The 20206-nt window shown below is 44.4% G+C and carries 12 protein-coding genes; 8 read left to right on the top strand and 4 right to left on the bottom strand.

Annotated elements, in window-relative coordinates; translation table 11 throughout:
* Nucleotides 1–542: 542 nt before the first annotated feature.
* From recD to AC0VYT_RS01355, 3 genes are all read right to left on the bottom strand, one after another.
* Nucleotides 543–2303 carry an exodeoxyribonuclease V subunit alpha gene (gene recD, locus AC0VYT_RS01365; protein WP_005404547.1) on the bottom strand — a complete coding sequence of 587 codons (1761 nt, stop codon included), beginning with the start codon at nucleotides 2301–2303 and terminating at the stop codon, nucleotides 543–545.
* Nucleotides 2304–2390: 87 nt separating this feature from the next.
* Entirely contained in the window at nucleotides 2391–6095 is a 3705-nt protein-coding gene (locus AC0VYT_RS01360) for a UvrD-helicase domain-containing protein (protein WP_005016933.1), read from the bottom strand.
* Nucleotides 6092–9784, bottom strand: a complete 3693-nt coding sequence (locus AC0VYT_RS01355) for an exodeoxyribonuclease V subunit gamma (protein ID WP_005016935.1) — start codon at nucleotides 9782–9784, stop codon at nucleotides 6092–6094. The genes AC0VYT_RS01360 and AC0VYT_RS01355 overlap by 4 nt, the downstream gene beginning before the upstream one ends.
* Nucleotides 9785–9970: 186 nt before the next feature.
* On the opposite strand from AC0VYT_RS01355, the gene AC0VYT_RS01350 reads away from it, so the two are divergent.
* The gene (locus tag AC0VYT_RS01350) at nucleotides 9971–10468 is read left to right on the top strand and encodes a hypothetical protein (RefSeq protein ID WP_005016937.1); all 498 of its coding nucleotides are present in this window, start codon (nucleotides 9971–9973) and stop codon (nucleotides 10466–10468) included.
* 41 nt (nucleotides 10469–10509) lie between these two features.
* Here AC0VYT_RS01350 and pap read toward each other — a convergent pair whose 3' ends face one another.
* Nucleotides 10510–11931, bottom strand: coding sequence for a polyphosphate:AMP phosphotransferase (pap, locus tag AC0VYT_RS01345; RefSeq protein ID WP_005016940.1), 1422 nt, complete (start codon nucleotides 11929–11931; stop codon nucleotides 10510–10512).
* A 212-nt stretch (nucleotides 11932–12143) separates the two neighbouring features.
* Here pap and AC0VYT_RS01340 point away from each other — a divergent pair, with 212 nt between their 5' ends.
* The 7 genes from AC0VYT_RS01340 (at nucleotide 12144) to AC0VYT_RS01310 (ending at nucleotide 20114) form a co-directional block, all read left to right on the top strand.
* A complete protein-coding gene (locus AC0VYT_RS01340; protein WP_005016942.1) occupies nucleotides 12144–12851 on the top strand; it encodes a DUF8198 family protein in 708 nt (235 codons plus the stop codon).
* A gap of 153 nt (nucleotides 12852–13004) precedes the next feature.
* Nucleotides 13005–13949, top strand: a complete 945-nt coding sequence (ubiE, locus tag AC0VYT_RS01335; RefSeq protein ID WP_005016944.1) for a bifunctional demethylmenaquinone methyltransferase/2-methoxy-6-polyprenyl-1,4-benzoquinol methylase UbiE — start codon at nucleotides 13005–13007, stop codon at nucleotides 13947–13949.
* Between the two features lie 13 nt (nucleotides 13950–13962).
* Nucleotides 13963–14637, top strand: coding sequence for a ubiquinone biosynthesis accessory factor UbiJ (locus AC0VYT_RS01330; RefSeq protein WP_005016946.1), 675 nt, complete (start codon nucleotides 13963–13965; stop codon nucleotides 14635–14637).
* Between the two features lie 12 nt (nucleotides 14638–14649).
* Nucleotides 14650–16269: an ABC1 kinase family protein gene (locus AC0VYT_RS01325; RefSeq protein WP_005016948.1), complete on the top strand. Its 1620-nt coding sequence runs from the start codon at nucleotides 14650–14652 to the stop codon at nucleotides 16267–16269.
* 182 nt (nucleotides 16270–16451) lie between these two features.
* Nucleotides 16452–17234, top strand: coding sequence for a bifunctional phosphoribosyl-AMP cyclohydrolase/phosphoribosyl-ATP diphosphatase HisIE (gene hisIE, locus AC0VYT_RS01320; protein ID WP_005016950.1), 783 nt, complete (start codon nucleotides 16452–16454; stop codon nucleotides 17232–17234).
* 8 nt (nucleotides 17235–17242) lie between these two features.
* Nucleotides 17243–18745, top strand: a complete 1503-nt coding sequence (locus AC0VYT_RS01315; RefSeq protein WP_005016954.1) for a UvrD-helicase domain-containing protein — start codon at nucleotides 17243–17245, stop codon at nucleotides 18743–18745.
* Between the two features lie 16 nt (nucleotides 18746–18761).
* On the top strand, nucleotides 18762–20114 hold the full coding sequence (locus AC0VYT_RS01310) for an ATP-binding protein (protein WP_005016956.1): 1353 nt from the start codon (nucleotides 18762–18764) through the stop codon (nucleotides 20112–20114).
* The last annotated feature ends 92 nt before the right edge of the window (nucleotides 20115–20206 follow it).

The following is a 20206-nucleotide window of genomic DNA, read 5'->3' as shown; positions in this document are numbered from 1 at the left end:
AAAAAAAGCCCAAGCTAGGCTTGGGCTTTTTTTGCGCTGTAGTTTCTTCTTTTCTCATTATTATTCTTTAATTTATAGTTGTTCTTAACTTCTTTAAGCCAATCTTATTATGAATGAATTAATAATGTCCTGTATATAATTGTATATTTCCTTATGTGTAATATTTTGTCAGATCTAATTATGTATAAAAGTCGTATTTTACGTATCAATATGTAAGCTAAAACCTACAAATGAGTAAATTCTATCTATTGGTGTATTTATGGTTGAGTACCTTTGACATTTTAACAGGCAATAAAAAAGCCTTGTAGTCTCTCCCAAAACTACAAGGCTTAGCGGCTGTAAGTTTCCTCTTTTTCACTTACTTCATGCAAGTTCGCTGTCATTCGACTGATTATAGTTATAATGCGATTATTGCTTAGCTTTCCGTGCTAGGCTTTTTATGTGAAGCCATCATCTCAGAAACTCTGCATTAGCTCTAGGCGCTAATTTCTCGAATTGATGTAAGCAAAAACTTACAAGAAGGCTTATTATTAACTTTTATTTCACAAACTTAGTTTTCTATTAATTTTACTAACCAATCCACTTTTACGGGTGGTTTTTACTGTTAAAGACTGGACAAATGCTTCCGGGTCTACCAGTAAGCTCACTACTTTCTTAGCTCGAGTAATGGCTGTATAAATCAGTTCCTGACTTAACAAGTTTTTCGCTGTCTGGTCTAATACAACTGTGGTATGAGTAAATTCTGAGCCTTGTGACTTATGAATAGTCAGCGCAAATGCTGTTTCAATATTCTTCGGTAGCCGTGTGGCAGCCACCCATTTGTTCAGACTGGGAAAATAAACTTCAAACTGGTCAGGATGCTCCCGATGTCGAACACAGATACCGATATCACCATTTGAAAGCCCCAGCTGATAGTCGTTATAGGTCATCATAACTGGACGGCCAATATACCAGTCACCTACTGCAATTGTTTTCAAAGCCTGATTCAGCCATTGTTTAGCATACTGATTAAGTTTCTCAAGCCCTAATGCCCCGTGTCGGGTAGCTGCAAGTAGTCGGTAATGGTCAAATGCCTGAACCAGAGGTTTGACTGTATCCTCAGAAGTTTCTTCTGCCTGTAAATAATTTTTAAGTGCTTTAAGATAAGGTAAATAACCCTGCATCAGTTTTTCATAAAATTCTGTCCAATTCAGGCTTTGAGCTGAAGCAGGCAAGAATTCAAGTTGTACCTGATCCTGCATATCATGACTTAATGTAATAGCTGAAAGTTGGTTAGCCGGTACAATCTGTTGCTGGAAATAATCCAGAATCTCTGTATGAGGTTTTCCAGCTTGAAACTGCTGGATAAACTTGGCCATTTTTCCAATAAGTGCATCTTCTGTAAAACGACGGCTATTTACCAGATGGACCCGATGTTCCGCCAAGGCGGGAATCTGTTGCAGGTCAGCAAGAACCGAGCCTACTTCAACTGAGGCTAACTGCTGAGCATCTCCAAGTAAAATAAGCCGGCAGTGATCTGGTATAGCTTCAAATAGTAAGGTCGCGAGTTCCAGGTCAAGCATGGAAGCTTCATCAATAACGATAACATCATAAGGTAACGGCTGCCGGCTATGAAAACGCGGTTGCTGGTTTTGACCTAGCCCAAGCAGCCGGTGAATGGTTTGAGTAGTCTGCATTTGCAGGCTCTGTGTGACCAAACCAGATTCCAGCAGTTTGGGATCTTGAAAAGAATGGCGTAGTGCTTCCTGCATACGCTGGGCAGCCTTTCCCGTAGGCGCTGCCATAGCAATACGGATATCGGGAATAACCTGGTTAAGAACCGCGATAATACGTGCCAGTGTATAGGTTTTGCCTGTTCCCGGTCCGCCAGTAATCATACTCAGTATTTTTCCAGCAACCATTGTCAGGGCAGATTTTTGATATTTATCTTGTAACAGCCCCGAATAGGCTGTCAGGTCAACCGGAGGAATCTGCTGCTGCCACAGGCGTTCAATCTGCTTTGCCAGTCGGGTTTCCAAGTTCCAGTAGCGGTACAAGTATAATGAGCTACCATCAAATATAAATGGCGCAACCGGCAAGTGCTCCTGCTGCTCAAATCCTACTAGATTATTTAAAACCTTGACCTGATCCTCGGTAGCTTCAATACAGCTATTGCCCTGCTGAAGAGTCTCGAGAACCTGGACAATTATATTAGTAGCATTTTCATGTTTTTCACCGTCATGAAAAGGGGTCTGTGCAATAAAACTGCTCCATGTACTGATCCATTGCTGTTGGGAGTTTTCATGAAGCTGTTTATTTTCCACACAGTTATCCTCATAGTTATCTACAGAGTTATAAACAAATTTATCCACAAGTTAAGTTTTTGTTTATAAAATATTTCAAATAACTTATTAAGCAATTTTACTCATTTTATCTTCAATAAAATAACCTAATAAAGCATCAAGTCGCAGGATAAATTCTGTACTGGGTTTCCAGTAATACATGCCATGATCCGGTTGACCGTTCATGCCACGCAGATAGAGATAGCTTGCTCCGCCCAGATCCCGGCTGATCTCGTAATTTTGCATCTGTATACTCAGATAACGATGCAGTGCAACCAGATAAAGACCAGCCTGTAACCAATAACTTGAATGTGACATACTGGCTCGGATTGAGGCATGATTATAGTCTGACTGATCATTACCCAGAAAATTACTCTTATAATCGGCAATATGATACTGATGACCATCAAAATAAACCAGATCGATGGAACCATTCAGATAACGCGCGGATTCGGCAGGATTTAGTTCAGGCATATCAATCCCGTATTCAGCAAATAGCTGGTGAATTCGCTGAATTGCCAGTACATGATCTGAAAGTGCCAGACAAAATGGAAATTCAGCCAAATGCTGTTCCGGTTGTAAATGCTTTAACTCAAAACCTGCGTGTAACGGAGTCCCAAGTACTTGTTGGAGCCACTCTGCCAGCCAGTTTAACAGTAGCTGTTCATCTTCTGCCTGTTCAGGAAAATCCCGCTGATATTTATCCCGTAATTCATTCCACAGTCCACTATAATCATTTTTAAAACGGCGGCGGATTTCCAGTATCCAGTCTGCCGGCTCCTGAAAATCAATATGCTCAAAAATCTCATGCAGGAAATTACCAGCTACAGTACCCATCGGAAAGTTCTGTTTGATCCAGCTTAAGGGCTGGGTTGCCGGTAAGTACGCTTTATCTACTACATGCAACTCGTCTTCGGCACTTTCTGGTCGCTTTACTTCATTTGCAAGCGGATCAAAGATTTTTCTAGTTTTGAGATGCTGCGCCAGATAGCTAAAGCTGGTTTTGGCCCGAGGATAAAAACGCTGCTGGGGCAGATTCAAGGCTTGGACACTGATTTGCTTTGAGACCGAACTGGCAGAAACTTTTGCCGGTAGCTGCTCTAGAAGCGGCTCATCCATGCAGTGAGGATGTACAAAAGGTTCTGCCCGATTACGCCAGAAAGCCAGGCTGTGCCTGGCTTTACCTTCAGTATCTTGCAGCATGGCATAAACACGGTGACTGGCGCGGGTTAAGGCAACATACCAGAGACGACGGTTTTCTGCTGCTGCACGTTCCTGATGCTGGTTTACTGCATTTTCATCTAGCAGGTTTTTGTCTGCTACCGCAATAACCCGCTGCTTTTCAAGCTGACCTGTTACAGGGTTTAACTGCTCAACTGTAGAGAAATTCAGGGTTTTATTCATTTCCTTAAATGCTTTGTCAGCACCCAGCAAAAATACCACCTTAAATTCTAGTCCCTTTGACTGGTGAATGGTCATCAGTTGTACACCTGCTTCATTAGACAGGCGTCGTTCCAGTTCCCATTCACGTTCGCTTGGTGACTGTAACTGTTTAAAATACCAATAATACAGATTCTTGGCACCCGGATAAATTTCGCTATGTTGGCTCAGTACTTCGGTTAAATGCCGCAGATTTACCACAGCCCTTTCGTTATCTTTACTGGCAATGGCTACCAGTTTCTGCCAGACCTGAAAATGTTGCAGACAGTACTGCCAGGCACTCAGGAAACCACGTTCCAGCCATAATTCACGGATATCATCAAACTTGTGTATAAAACTGCTCAAACCGTCAGTGCGCTGCTCCAGCTCGACCAGACTTTGCAAATTAAAATCGAGTAACCGGCTCAGTAAAGCCCGTTTAACCTTACCCTCATCATACGGATGCATGATAGCCGTCAGCAGTGCTCCAACATCACGGGCCACTTGGCAGTCAAATACGCTACGCTTAGAGGGCCGGTTAACCCGGATACCTAAAGACTCTAAAGCATACTGGGCTTTGTCTAGCCCATCATGATTCTTGGACAGGATAGCAATATCATTTTCATTTAAAGGACGCTGACCGCCTGACTCGTCAAATAACAACTCTTTGGCTATACCGTGGTTTAATAATTGACGAATCTTCCAGGCAACCTGTTCGGCCTCTTTGTTTTTATCACTAAGCTGGACCCAGCGTAGTGGACAGTAGTTTTTACGCTGCCGGTCGGTTAAAGGCGGATGCTGACGTGCTCCTGCCTGAATCGGGGTATAAATAACCTCTTCACCAAAGTTGACTTCACGTTGAAATAGCGCATCGACCACTTCTACCAGTTCAGGAACTGAACGGTGGTTTTGTCTTAAGGTATAGAGTTTACCCTGTTTGATTAAAACATCCTGCCGGGCCTTGATATAAGTCAGCATGTCTCCGCCCCGGAAACCATAAATTGCCTGTTTTGGATCACCAACCATAATCATACAGCTGTGCTGATGTCGCTGTGGATGCCGCCAGATACTGGCCAGCATATTATCCTGATCCTGATTGGTATCCTGAAATTCGTCGACCACAATCAGGGGATAACGGGCTTGGACATATACTGCAAAACGCTGGCCTTGTTCACCCTGCAAAGCCTCAGCCAAAGTCCGGATTTGCTGTGAAAATGTGGTTTCCCCACGCTGCTGCAGTAATTGTGGAAGGCGCTTACGCACTTCCTGACTAATATAAAACTGTAAATAGGTATCTAACCGGGAAAGATCAGTTTTTAAATTGGCTACACATTCGCAAAACCGGCGCAGCCCCTGGATAATCTGATGATTTTCAAAGTATTCCAGTACCTCGGCACTACATTTGTTCAGAACCTTTTTTGTGGCCAGATCTGTAATACACTTAAAGATATCGGTCCAGTGTGCTGCAAATAAGGCATAAGAACGCTGGGTATGTAAAGCCTTAATAAAATCTGGCAGATTCTGACACAGCGTTGTTTCCATTAACTGCTCAGTCCGCCATTTTTTTCCGACTATACTATTGTGCTGTCCATCTGCCCGATAATAATCGGCTAGCCCTTCTACTAAAGACAGATCCAGTTTTAACAAGAGATCCAGCTCCGCTTCAAACTGTTCCAAATCCATGACTGGTGCGGCAACAGGCATAAACTGGGCTGAAGAGAAATTCAGGCTGTTTTCTACAATCGCCAGATAACCGTCAGTATTTTTGAGCTGTTTGCTTAACAGTAAATAGTCAATCAAGGGCTGCGGCTGAGCTTGAATCCACTCTCTTAAAATGTCATGGACGATTTGCTGACTATAGGCCTTAGCATCTTCAGTTAACTGTGCCCGTTCAATTTTGCCACTTTCAAAGGCAAACTCACGCAGCAATTTCTGGCTAAAACTGTCCAGCGTACTGACAAACAGTTCATCCAGCTGGTCTATGACCAGTTTAAGTCGTTCGCAGACATAACCAACCTGTGTCGAAAATTGTTTACAGAGCACCTGATACAGGGGATCTTTTTCCTGTTCTGCCTTATGCAACATTTCAATTTCTGTCAAATCCTGACAATCATTAAAATATTGATAGGCTTCTACCAGACGGCTACGAATCCGGCTTTTTAGTTCAGCTGCCGCTGCTCGGGTGAAAGTGGTGGCAATAATCTGGTTGGGGAGATATTTCTCAATAAGAATACGCACTATCAGGCTAGACAGGGTATAAGTTTTTCCTGTGCCAGCCGAGGCCTCGATCAAATGCAGGCCAGAGAAACACATATCAGCAATCGGATATTCCGAAATAGCCTGTGGCTCATTCATGTTGTTTCAACCCGCTGATATTCAAAAATAGGTGCATATAACTCATAAGAGAAAGTTTTACAGCAATGCTCCAGTAAGGCAGTGGCGTCCTGTTCTTGCAAGATAAACTGCCAGTCACGGTGGAGCCGTACCGCCTCATTTTCTGTTGCGGAAAATGAACCGTACTGATGGGTTTCATTCCAGTCTTTTAACAGCGCATCAAAATTATTAATGACTTTCTGGCCAGCTTCATTTTCAGTCCATTCATGCTTTTTACCTTTTTCAGCCACACTTAATATCAGGGCAGCCGGTAAAACCAGCGGCTGGCTTTGGCCATATTGCCAAGCCTTAAACCAAGGATCAAGCAGCTTTCGTGCTTCTGCTGAACAGACACCCGCACAGATTACAGTCTGATCACTGAAGACAACCACACGCTGTAATTTCCGGCTTGTCTCTTCTGACTGGTTCAAATAAGCCAACCATAAAAGATATTCAAGCCAGACTTTGGCGCGGCGCTTAGCCCGTGCACTAGATGGCTCCATACTGACCCAGTCAGTTATACCTGCTTGAGGAGTATTAATCTGCATATGCAGTTCAGCACTGACCTTCCACATCTGCTGGGTGACTGGAGTGACCTCGGGTGCATAACGTTGCAGACGGGCCTTTAAAGTTTCCTGTTCAGCCAGGCTGATCTGCCAGGTACTATGCGCCACTTTTCCAACCGGCAGCTGGTGCATCAGTATTTGTGGCTCTTTCACACTATTCTGCTGATAGAGAAAATCTCGAATAGCATAGCGGCCTAATCCATCCAGAATTAAGGGTTCATGCTGAGCTGTACTTTCGCTCGAACTCAGATTTTCAACACCTAAGGTCTTTAAATACAGTCGCGCTGGAAAGATGACATCTTGTATCCATTGCTGGCTATGGAGAACCTGAATATTTTCAGTATTTAGCGGGTATGGTATGTTTGCCCACGGCTGGCGTTGTCCACGCGCCTGTAATAAGTGCTGTGCCACATTAAACCATTGATCCTGATAGCGGATCAGCTTTTCAGTGGCAAAACCAGCCGGGTCAAAAGGTTGCAGGTGATGAACGTGATAAAGCTGCTCAAGTTGTCGGGGTACTTCAATCCCATTTAGGGAAATTTTTTGGTCTATCACCTCATCGGGCTGTTCAGAAGCGACAATCAATGCCATATGCTGTACAAATTCCTGCAGGGTACTCGATGGCTCACGTACTTCCCCGTCATTAACATCAAAGCCATTATAAAACAGCCATAAATTTTCCTGAGCTAACAGTAATGCATCTAGAAATGCGCCCTGATCATCTTCCAGTCGTGAGCGGTCGCCCAGCTGTGGACGCAGTATATCCATCAGGTCAAAAGGTAACCGTTGGCTGCGACTTGGAAATGTGCCACTGTCCAGGTTTAGCATGACAATCAAGCGGTACGGTAAGGGCCGGATTTGCCCGATCTGGCTAAAGGTAATCTGGCCGGTAGGTTCCGCCTGCTCAATCTGGGCATCGAGCGCTGTATTAATTTCTTCAATGAGGTATGCCAGGGGTAAACAGATACCGCGTAAATTTTGCTCTTCTTGCTCACTATAAAAGTTGGCGAGTGTCAGCATTCTAATCTGTTTATGAATAATTTCGCGTACCGGTTTCAGTGCAGTAATGCCCTGTTGTTCAAATTCTGCAATATCTTCATTTAAACGCTGTAACCAACTCTCAACTACTACTCGTTCTCCCAGCTCATGGCACAGTAGCCAGTCCCGGCGCTGGTCAAAGTCTTGATAAATTTCGATCAGCTTGCCAACTAGCTCAAAGTCACTCGGTTGTACCTGGGCAAAGCTTAGGGTTTCATTAAAAATCGTATGGTCAGGAATAGCAATGCCCAGTGCCAGCCGGTCTAGTGCAAATTTGAATGTAAAACGGAAGTCCTCATCATGCCGGCTCAGGCTATATTGTAAATGCTGGGCATCCAGTCCGCGTTTAAAGCCGGCTGCAGCCAGCAGGACCAGCATACGTTCACTGCGATTGACATCCAGTCCGTAACACTGTTGGGTTGCCGTCAGATTTAACCAGTCTGAAAATTCTTGCAAGGTGAAGCGGCCACGTACCAGCTGAATTCGTTCCAGAACTGCGCGCCAAGCATTGCTGGCATCAAGTTGTGCCACACCGGCAATTTTAATAGGCAGATGAACCTGCCGCTCTCTGGTGGCTGCCTGAAAAATATTAGAATCAGTGCTAGATATACCGTATTTAGGGGCAACAGCAAAAACACTGCGAATTAAAGGTTCAAGTTCTTTTAGATTAGGTACCAGCACTAAAACATCGCTAGGCCTACGCTGCTGGTCTTTTGAGCTTTGCGAGAGCCAGTAAGTCAGCTGGTCTTTTAAGACTTCAAGCTGACGCAGCGAAGAATGACAGACATGAATCTGGATAGAATCATCTGTTGCATTTAGTGGATATCGATGTTTCTGTGGTTCTGCCAGATACAGGATATCTGACTGTAATTTACCCAGCAGATTATCAGGAAACTCGTCAACAAAAGCATCTACCCATTGTCCTTCTTCCCCTGAGGATAAACTCGACAGCAATGAAAAATGGTCACGTGCCTGCTTGCCGAAACGGGTCAGCAGCGGATGACGCGACTCTCTGACTTCCGCATTAAAATGCAGAGTGAAATCCTCAAAAAACTTTTTGATATCGACATCGGTTGCCTGCGGATTTTTACTGATAAAACGCTCTTTCACGCGCAGGTCATAACGCTTTTTCCAGACCGGATCGACACTATCTGCCCAGTATTCCTGTGAAGGATTGTAGTGCAGAATGAAGACATCAATATATTGTCCCAAACGGCGCAAAAACTGTAACTGGATCGGTGGCAGATCCAGCAATGTAAATACCACCAGTTGCTGAGGCAAACGTTTAAGCGCCTGCTTGCGCGTTGCTTCCTGCTCCAGCTGTTGCCAGAACTCGGTATCAATTTCCTGCATCAGCTCGAAGTCTTCATGAAATACTTCCTGCCAGAGCCAACGCTGCCAGCCTTCCAGTTCATGTGCCTGGTTCAAGGTAAAGGCAGAGATTTCAGTACCTGTTGTATAAAATAATGCTTCGATATCAAGTGGCTGGTTCCGTCCCCAGGCTTTTAGCCAGTTGGTTGGACAACGACAAACATCTGTACAACCTTTTTTAGTACAATAGCCACGGTAAACCATATAGTTGCTAAACAGGCTAGAGACCTGCTCAGCTACCCAGTACAGCATGCCTTGTTTCTTGAGCTGCCGGATGATACCCGGTTCAAGTCCTTCGGCGGTATCGTAAATCCGGCAAATAATCGGATATAGAGGATGCTGCTGATCTAGCTGTAATTTTTCAGCTTCAATAAAAGGGCCCAAGGCCTGATAAACCCGCCACTTCATAATCAGGCGCGGAATATTGGCTTTACGGACCTTATCTTTATCAGCCAGTACCTGCTGATAGGCATACCATTGGAAACCGCGTATACGCTGGTGAAACAGCTGGTTGGCGCTAATGCCCTGTTCTTCAGCCATTTTCTGGGCCAGCCACTGCTCGATAGCTGGAGTCGGTACCACAAAGTGCTGGGTTTTCAAGACTTCAAGCGGATGTACTGCCGGCTGGCCCAAGGTAGAAAGCACCCCGTGTACCAATACGTCAATACGCTGGCTTTGAATAACATGAATCCCCATATTCTTTTTACCCTAATAACAAATATTCAAGTTCTGTGCACAAAATCACAAAGATAATTCACTGTACAACACCTGCTGGCCATGTCACTTTTACATCATCCATGGGTACAAAATTTCTTTGAAATACGTATCTTAATAGTGATTCAATTGGAAAATTAACACTTCACTGAATAAGGTATTCATATAATGAAAATAGACAAGATTCCTGATGCCATTGATCCTACCCTGAATTTAGAACAGATTCGTCAAGAATGTCTGGAACTGGTCAAAAAACGTGCTTACGTATCCGCCGGGGCGGCCGTAATTCCAATTCCTTTTTTTGATGTCGTGATTGACATCGGTATTTTATCGCAATTATTGCCGGAAATTAACCATCGTTTTGGTCTGACCCCTGACCAGATCAGTGTGTATGACGCAAAAACCAAACAAATTCATTGGAATGAGCTGCGTAAACGTGGCGTAGAATTTTCCGGCTTGGTAGTTGCCCGTACTGCGGCAAAGCAGTCATTAAATGGAATGGTCGGTAAAGTATTGACTAAACAGGTGACCAAATTTATTCCGCTCGGTGGTCAGATTGTTGCAGCAAGTCTGGGTTATATTATTATGAAGAAGATAGCCGAAGCACATGTTGAGGAAAGCTATAAAATGGCTAAAAATATTCAGCAGAAAATACAAAAAGCTTAAAAATGATCTCTATAACTTAATATTAAAAAACTACAGGCTGACTAATCAGCCTGTAGTTTTTTCAGAATGCCTTCGAGTACCTGTATACGAGCGGCTTCTTTATTATTTGTCGCAATTACCTGCCAAGGCGCCCATGCAGGACTGGTCCGCTCAAACATGTCAGCAGCAGCTTTTAAATATTCATCCCATTTTTCGCGGTTACGCCAGTCTTCATCTGTAATTTTAAAACGTTTATGTGGTGTATCGGCACGGGCCTGAAAGCGCTTGGCCTGCTCGTCTTTACTGATTGCCAGCCAGAATTTAATCACCAGAGTCTGACTGTCAGTTAGGTCTTTTTCAAAACGGTTAATCTCATCGTAGGCCCGTTGCCACTCTGCCGGCTTGGCAAAACCTTCTATACGCTCGACCAGTACCCGGCCATACCAGGAGCGGTCAAAAATCATGATATCTTCATGTTCATCCAGTTTGTTCCAAAAGCGCCATAAGTAGGGACGGCGCAGCTCGTATTTTTCCGGGGCAGCAATGCTATAAATTGTATATTCACGTGGGTCCAGCTTTTTAACAATCCGTTTAATGGCTCCTCCTTTACCAGCTGCATCCATGCCTTCAAAAACGATTACCACCTGACGTTCATCATGACGTAGTGCGGTTGCAACCTGACGACTTAATTCCTTTAAATGACTCTTATACTCATTTTCTGCCAGTTCTTCATTTTGGGGCTCCAGCAATAGTTGCGGAACAGCTGCCTGTTTCCAGTTAGTCACTCCATTGTCCTGATGGACTGGCAGGCGTTGCATAGCTTCTAATATAGATTGCGCAAACTGCTGGTCACGGATTTTTTCATCCTCTCCATCAATGATCAGCCAGTCATCAGTAAAACGCTGACGTAACTTCTGTAGAGTTTCATACTGTTTTTTATTGCGCCAGTCCAGCCCATGCAGGCGGTGCCAGTGCAATTCTGAAGCATCGATATTGTCCAGACGCTTTTGCAGATTTTTCCAGGGCAGATCAAACCAGACTTTAACAACCTCGACATGATTATTCTGGAGGTCCTGCTCAAAGGCACGCATATTTTCGATATAACTGTCATACATGCCTTGGTCAAGCGGTTCAGAAACATGCATAGCTGTTGCCAGCAGGTCGCTGTACCAGTTCCCGAACAGCACTACAATCTGCCCTTCTGCAGGTATGAAACGACTATATGGCTGCCAGAAAGCCAGCTTGGGGGTCAATAGATGTGGAGGATCAGCCTTGACCTGCAGATAACGTGGATCCACCCATTCACGAAGCTGCTTGACTGCCTCGCCCTTACCAGCCAGCTCAATGCCACTTACCAAAATGACCAGACTTTTAGCCTGCGGTGTTCCCCGACTTTCCCGCAGGGCATACTGGGCATCGATCAGGGCAAGTGATAACTCATCTTCATTCATCAGTTTAAAAGATCTTTTTTCTTGTCCGGCCATGCGTGCCTCATCATTTCTGTTTTGTTCAATATACTGTGATTTACACTAGCGCCCTGAAACTTAATGTATTATTTGTTTCACTTTATTTAGCGCATATTTTATAGATTGACTGACTATTTTTTAATAAGTCCAGAACAATGTTGTCATAGCACCTGATTTAAACTATGGCTATGCTTTTCTTTTTTTATATTTAAACTGGGTTGTGTTATCTCATGTCTAAACTCGACGCCCTTGACCAGCTTTTAAAACAATATAATGACTTAAGTTATCATCAGGATCCTGCTTTAAAAAAACGTTTATACGAGGCTCAAGCCTGGCTTAAAGCCCGAATCCAATCTACGCATCAGGGACTTTTTAGTCAGCCACAAAACCAGCTGATGGCTACATATTTTCTGAATCGTCTATATGGCGGACCAGAATTTGATGATCTGGCTAAACAGATTGAACGCTTACTCAAGTATGCACATAAAGCAGAGAAGCTATTGCCTGAAAATGCCATCAGAACCGGACTGAAATCCGTCAGTCTGGCAGTATTGGCAATGCAGCTTGATGAACAGGTGGCTGCACAGCTTCTTGAAGACTACCCGGCTGAGGAGCCTATTAATGATGAAATGATGCGTCTGACGTTAATTAAATTAAATCAGTCAGATGCGCGTTACCATCAACTCGCCTTACTTGATGAACTAGGGCTAAATCTTGATAAATACATGCGTTCTTTTGTTATGCATACCGCATTCAAAATGTGTAAAGGCGTAGCGCAAAAATACCAGTTCCAGCTGATGTACGATTTTATTGGTGAGGGGTTTGTGGCTATGAAACCGATGAAATCAGCTGCTGCTTTCATTTATAGTTTCACCGAGAAAGAACGACAGATTATCGACAATGTTCATTCAGGCAAGGCAGATCCGTTTAAAATATAATCTGTGCTAGAAACCGGATAAAAGATAACTCAACAGATTTTTTCTGTATATTATTCCGAGCAATTACAAGATGAACGCTGTAAAAATAGCAAGAATCTGTCATCATGCAACCTACTGCAAGATTTATTATTTCTGTGTTCAGGAGTGACTCGTATGTCTAATGAAAACCCTACATCCAGCCCAGCCACTGAGTCGGTATCCAATACAGAGAAAGTCAGTCCGTTCTTAACCGAGCCTTTACCGCAAGGTGCGCCTCAAGGCCAGCAGCAATCCCTACAACAACAGCTGACTGATGCTTCAACCAATACACAGGTACCTAAATATAACCTGCCACGTGGTGCCAACACCGGCAACGTAGGTGAGGTTACTCACTTTGGCTATAAGAGTGTACGTGCTGAAGACAAGGCACAAAAGGTTGCAGAAGTATTTCATTCGGTCGCCAGCAAATATGATGTCATGAATGACCTGATGTCTTTCGGCATTCATCGCTTGTGGAAGCGTTTTGCAATTAACATGTCAGGTGTGCGTCGTGGCCAGCATGTACTAGATATTGCAGGCGGCACAGGTGATCTGGCTAAAGTTTTTAGCCGTGAAGTTGGCCCCACTGGTCATGTTGTTCTGTCTGATATCAATGAATCCATGCTCAATGTTGGACGCGACCGTCTGCTAGATGCGGGTTGTACTAATGTCGATTTTGTACTGGCTAATGCTGAAACACTGGAACCATTTGCGGATAACAGTTTTGATCTACTGACTATCAGTTTTGGCCTGCGTAATGTGACAGATAAAGATGCAGCGCTACAAGCCATGTACCGCGTACTTAAACCGGGCGGCCGCCTGCTGATTCTGGAGTTTTCTAAACCGGTATTTGAGCCTTTTTCAAAACTTTACGACCTATATTCATTTACTGCCCTGCCGCTTATGGGCAAACTGGTTGCAAATGATTCTGAAAGCTATAAATATCTTGCTGAATCCATTCGTATGCACCCGGACCAGCGTACACTTAAAACAATGATGGAAAATGCCGGATTCCAAAACTGTGATTACCACAACCTGACGGGTGGTATTGTTGCGGTACACCGTGGATTTAAACTTTAAAAGGTAGAACGGTATGTGGTCGATTTTAGCACTGGGTGCTATCGAGCGTGTCATTCATCACTGGATTGAGCTGGATTCGCTGACACGTATTCAGCTTAACCAGCTACAAGGCAAAATGCTAAGGGTTGTAATTGCTTCACCGCAGCTGTCTGTAGATATCTGCTTCGATGAAGATGAGGTGCGACTGGAACCAACCATTACCGGGCATCCGGAGCAGTCTTCTGTTTTTGAACAGCGTCCTTTTGATCCAGAACATGCTTTTAGTGAAGCGACAGCAACCTTAAAGGTTGAAAATATAGTTGAACTGGCCAAACTTTTTCTGGCAGAAGAGATCGGTAATATTCCGGTACAAGGTGATTATCGCTTGCTACAGGAGTTACAGCGTATTATTCAGCAGGCCGAGCCTGATCTGGCAGCACATCTTTCTCCATGGATAGGTCCCACCTTGGCACATGAGCTCGGCAAACTCCAGCTTGCACCTAAAATTTTAAAGCGTTCAATGCAAAGCCACTTCTTTTTTGCCGAAGATGCACTCAAAGAAGATAGCGGGCTATTTGCAGGCCGCTGGGAAATGGATGAGCTACATCACTCTACTCGGCAACTTAACCAGAATATTGACCGTCTAGAAGCGCGTCTTCAGCAGCTTCAAGCTCAGCTTTTGTCTCAATCAGTCCAAAAACAAGACTAGGTAACACTCTCTATGATTCCGCACGTTACACGTTTACTCGAACTCTGGCGTATCACAGCCCATTACAGACTCGACACCCTGGTTCCCGCGGAAGAAATACCTGTCAAAGCCCGTCCTGTACTAAATTTAATCCGCCTGCATCCGGCTGCATGGTCGAGTAAAGAACGTAAAAACCCGCTCAAGCTAAAAGAAGCCCTAGAAGACATGGGGCCATTAGCAATCAAGCTGGGACAACTGCTTTCTACCCGTCGTGACCTGATACCACCCGAGATTCTGGCACAGCTGGTGCTGTTGCAGGACAGAGTCAAGCCTTTTCCAGTTGAGGTGGCTAAATCAAGAATCCAGCAATCCCTGAGAGCTGATATATACACCCTGTTTGCGCGTTTTGACGAGCAGCCGCTGGCTGCTGCTTCAATTGCCCAGGTACATACAGCTGCCTTGCATGATGGCCGTGAAGTGGTCGTTAAAGTAACCCGGCCCGATATCCGAGTGCAGATTTTACAGGATTTTGAAATTTTGGCCTGGCTGGGTCATTGGCTGGAAAGCCGGATTGAAGCAGCACGTGCCCTGCATTTATCTGAAATTATCCAGGATTATCGCCAGATTATCCTGAACGAACTCGACCTTACTCTGGAAGCTGATAATACGCGTCGTATGCGTCATTATTTTACTGGCTCTAGCATGATGTATGTACCGGAAGTCTATATGGACAGTCCGGATGTAATGGTTGCAGAGCGTATTACGGGCGTTCCAATCTCAGATACGGCTACCTTTGACCGTATGGGGATGGACCGGGCCGATCTGGCTGAAAAGGGATTAACCATTTTCTTTACCCAGGTATTCCGTGACAACTTTTTCCATGCTGACATGCATCCGGGCAATGTCTTTGTGGAAACTATCAACCCGCAGAATCCACGCTTTATCGCACTGGACTGCGCGATTATGGGTGAACTCTCCAAACATGACCAGATGACTGTCGCACGAATGCTGCTGGCCGTGATGAACAGTAATTTTATGCAGCTGATCCAGATTGTGCATCAGGCGGGCTGGATCCCTCCAGGTACGGACCAGGATGCGCTGGCTCGTGAAATGCGCCGTACTGTGGGGCCAATGGTTTCCAAGCCAATGGATCAACTGGACTTTGCTGGTATTCTTATTCAGGTGATGGACATCGCCCGCAGGTTCCATCTGGAAATTCCACCACAACTGATGCTTTTGCTTAAAACATTAGTTCACGTGGAGGGTTTGGGTACTGACCTGTATCCACAGCTGGATATCTGGAAACTGGCCAAACCCATCCTGACCGACTGGATCAAGGCAAATATGCATCCCGTCAAGAATATTAAGGAAATAGGTCAGCAAATTCCAGACCTGCTCCTGGGTGCACAAGATTTACCAAGCTTATTGATTGACAGTCTTAATGGACTAAAAAACCAGTCATCCTGGCATGAAAAGCAACTGCGTGAGTTACAGGGTATGCGTCTGCAAATAGAACACCAGCAGCGACGTAGCTGGATTTTCGGCAGCCTCATAGCTATTTTTCTCAGTATAGCCATTATTGCGCCATGGTATTTATCGGTTTTGCTTATTGCGTTTGCCAGCTTCTTAGCCTTATGGCGGGTAGTAAAATAATTTTAAATCAGTTTTAGTTTTTCTTGACTGACGCCATAGATTCAAACATTCATGGCGTCTAATCCTGTCGTTTTTTTCTTGGATAACGTTCTTATCTTCCGTGCTTTGCCGTACACTATAGCCTCATAAAAATTCCTGCCGGTCTTTTCACCGGTTCCAACTTTTATTGCGGTGATGTATTCATGAATAATTTGCAGTGGCTCGATGAAGTAAAATTTAACGATCAAGGTTTAGTACCTGCTATTGCACAGCATCATCAGACTGGCCGTATTTTGATGGTGGCATGGATGAATCGCGAAGCTCTGGTACTTACTGCTGAAAAAATGCAGGCTGTGTACTACTCACGTTCACGTCAGAAACTCTGGCATAAAGGTGAAGAGTCTGGACATTTTCAGACTGTATATGAAATCCGTCTGGACTGCGATGCTGATGTGATTGTTTTGCAGATTGAACAGCATGGGGGAATTGCCTGCCATACTGGACGTGAATCCTGTTTCTATCGGAAACTTACAGCCAATGGCTGGGAAATTGTAGATACTCAGCTCAAAGATCCAGAGCAGATTTATAATAATAAAACACAGAATACGCATACAGCTGTGATGTCTGCATCAAATGCTGAATCCGAACAGGTAGAGATTTTATCTTATCTGGGTGGAATGATGCGTGAGCGTAAAGCAGCTGATCCTGATTCATCTTATGTCGCCAAGCTCTACCATAAAGGTTTAAATAAAATCCTGGAAAAAGTTGGTGAAGAAAGTGTAGAAACCCTGCTTGCAGCAAAAGATTTCGCTGCATTAAACAACCAGGACAATCGCAATGATCTGGTCTATGAGACAGCAGATCTCTGGTTCCATACTATTGTAATGCTCGGTTATTTTGATCTTGAGCCGCAACTGGTACTCAATGAACTGGCACGTCGCCAGGGTTTATCCGGACTGGTTGAAAAAGCCAGCCGTCAACATTAAGGCGTTTTGTGTCTATTCAAGAAAAACCTCAAGCCACTTATGAGCAGGCTGTTGCCATAGACAATGCCCGTCTTGGCCAATCCTTTAAAGTGATTGCCTATGCAGGAACAGGTAAAACCACAACCTTACAGATGATCAGCGATGCCATGCCGCAAAGGCGTGGCATGTATCTGGCTTTTAACAAGGCAATTGCCGCTGAAGCACAGCAAAAATTTCACCGTAATGTCGACTGCCGTACTTTTCACTCGCTGGCTTTTCGTAGCGTACCGCGTGGTGTGACGGATAAACTGCGTCTACCACGTTTGAGTCCCAGTTTTATTGCTAAAGAATACCGGCTACAGCCTATTACATTACGTCGTTTAATGGGCGGACGCTATGAGAAGTATGTACTCATGCCCAGCCGTCTGGCGAGTCTGGTTGCCAATGCAGTCAGCTTTTTCTGTTCAACCAGTTCACAATATCCGGCACCACGGCATATTCAGGCTCCAAGCTGGTTACATGCAGATGATATTATTACTCTACAGCAACATCTGTATCCTGCGGTAGAACGGCGCTGGTTAGAATCAATTGATCCCAATCATCAAGCAGGTATCGGGCATGATATTTACCTGAAGCTTTGGGCCTTGTCTGAGCCGTATATTCCAGCTGACTATGTCCTCTTTGATGAAGCTCAGGATGCTGATCCGCTGATGCTTGGAATTTTACTTAAACAGAAAAGTACCCAGGTTATTTATGTGGGAGATGCCCATCAGCAAATTTATGCCTGGCGCGGTGCTGTTAACGCCATGCAGCAGCTTCCCTTGCCAGAATCCCGTCTTACCACCTCATTCCGTTTCGGAGACGAGATCGCACAGGTTGCGAACTATCTGCTGGGTGCATTAGATGAAACTGTGCCCCTTCTTGGAAACCCTGAACTAAAGTCGAGCGTAGTTAACAAGCCTCATATTAAAATGCGGGATGCTATCTTATGCCGGACCAATGCCCGGGCGATGGAGCTGCTATTGGCCGGTTTAGTACATGGAGATAAAGTCAGTTTACAGGCTGACCATCTTAAACTGAATCGTTTTGTCGATGCAGCCAGCCTGCTTAAACAGGGCAAGCGAGTTACCGATGTGCCTGAACTGGCTTGGTTTAATTCTTGGCATGATGTTCACGAATATTGCGAAACTAATGAAGGAAGTGATATTAAACCGCTGGTCAAACTGGTGGATGATCATGGTACGGATCCACTCAAGAGGGCACTAGCCAAAATTACTCCGATTGAACAGGCCGATTATGTGATTTCAACTGCACATAAGGCAAAAGGGCTGGAGTGGAACCGTGTTCATATTGAAGATGATTACCAGTTTAAAATAAATGGACTGGAACATAAAATCAGTGATGAAGAGCTAAGATTACTATACGTCGCATGTACACGTGCTAAAGTGAGCTTAAATATTCATCATATCTATGACCTGATCCAGCAGCTCAAGCTCAAGGCTCCTCAAAGTTTGCGCCGCTCCGTGGGTTAACTCATGCCGGGGGCATATGAAGCTCAAGTCTGTCCGTTTAAAACATATCAGCCATTTTACTGACCTACAGCTGGAACTTGATGAGCAGCCACTGACATTGATCATTGGTGATCAGGCTTCTGGCAAAACATCGATCCTTAAAAATATCTATCAGGCACTGACCTGGTTTCCTGCACGCTTAAAAGATCTCAGAACTGCAGGCGTATTTATTCAGGACCAGGATATCATGCATAACCGGCTACAGGCCAAAGTCGATATACAGGTGAGTCTACCTGCCGAAATTGGTAACCTGGCCGAAAGTAGTAATGTTCAAGCCACAAGCTCGTCTCTGTGTTCATGGCAATTGTATAAAACTCTTAATGCTCAAGGTACAGGTATCAGCAAAGTTGAAACTGTGCAGCTTGAGCAGATGGTCATGCTGTACCAGCAGGCCATCAGACAGGATCCAATGCTGGGTTTACCGCTAATTGCCTATTACCCATCAGAGCGCTTTACCAATGAAACCAATTTGCTGAGCAAAAATATTCCGACCATTTTTCAAGCGGCTTCAGCATACGATCTGGTATCAGTACCCTTCACCACTTTTATACGATTTTTCGAATGGTTACGTGAAGTCAGTGATGTTGAAAATGCCCGGACTACCCAGCTTTTTCATGAGCTACTCAAGCAATATCATGCATCCACTATAGAGTTCCAGCATGGAATCTCCCAGCTTCAGACACAGCTCTATGCACCTTGTCTCAGTGCTTTAAAACATAGCCTTCAGACAGTCATACCAGAATTAACCGAGATTTATCTGGAGTATCAGCCCAAACTACAGCTGATGGTCGTCTATGCAGGAAAAACGTTGATGTTCCAGCAGCTCTCCAGTACTTTAAAAACCTGGATTGCCCTAGTCGGAGATATAGTACGCCGCCTTTGTTTATTAAACCCGCTAAGTCTATATCCATGTCTTGAAGGAGAAGGTATTTTGCTGATTGACAATATAGATGCACATTTAGATTTGCAAAGCTCGCAGTACATACTTGAAGGTTTGAAAGAGGCTTTTCCAAGGCTACAAATTATTGCTACTGCCAGCCAGAGTGAGCTGCTGGAGACCAATCCCTTATACGCGCTGCGTTTAGACAACAGGCAATTATATAAAAAGCCAGAAAGTACCACCTGGACTGGCTTCACTACTCTCTATCAGGACTTAGAGGGTCAAGAAACATTATCTGATTCAGCAAATACAAATGAGGCAGCGTGCTCGGCTTTGCCCCAGATTGTTGAGCTGATTAAGCAACTTTCAGCTACAGAATACGAAGAGCTTTTACGTTTGATAAAAAACGGTTCCCATTCACTTCCTATATCTGATGCTGATTTTAAATAAACCTGGTAATGAAACTATTAAACAGGCAATTGCCTTAGCAATATGAAAAAAATCTTGGGATCACGAATGAGTCGCGTATAATAAACAGGCGT

The organism is Acinetobacter sp. QJM3NY_42, assembly GCF_056173745.1.
The sequence above is the reverse complement of the archived record's forward strand: the minus strand, read 5'-3'. Positions and strand labels throughout refer to the sequence as shown.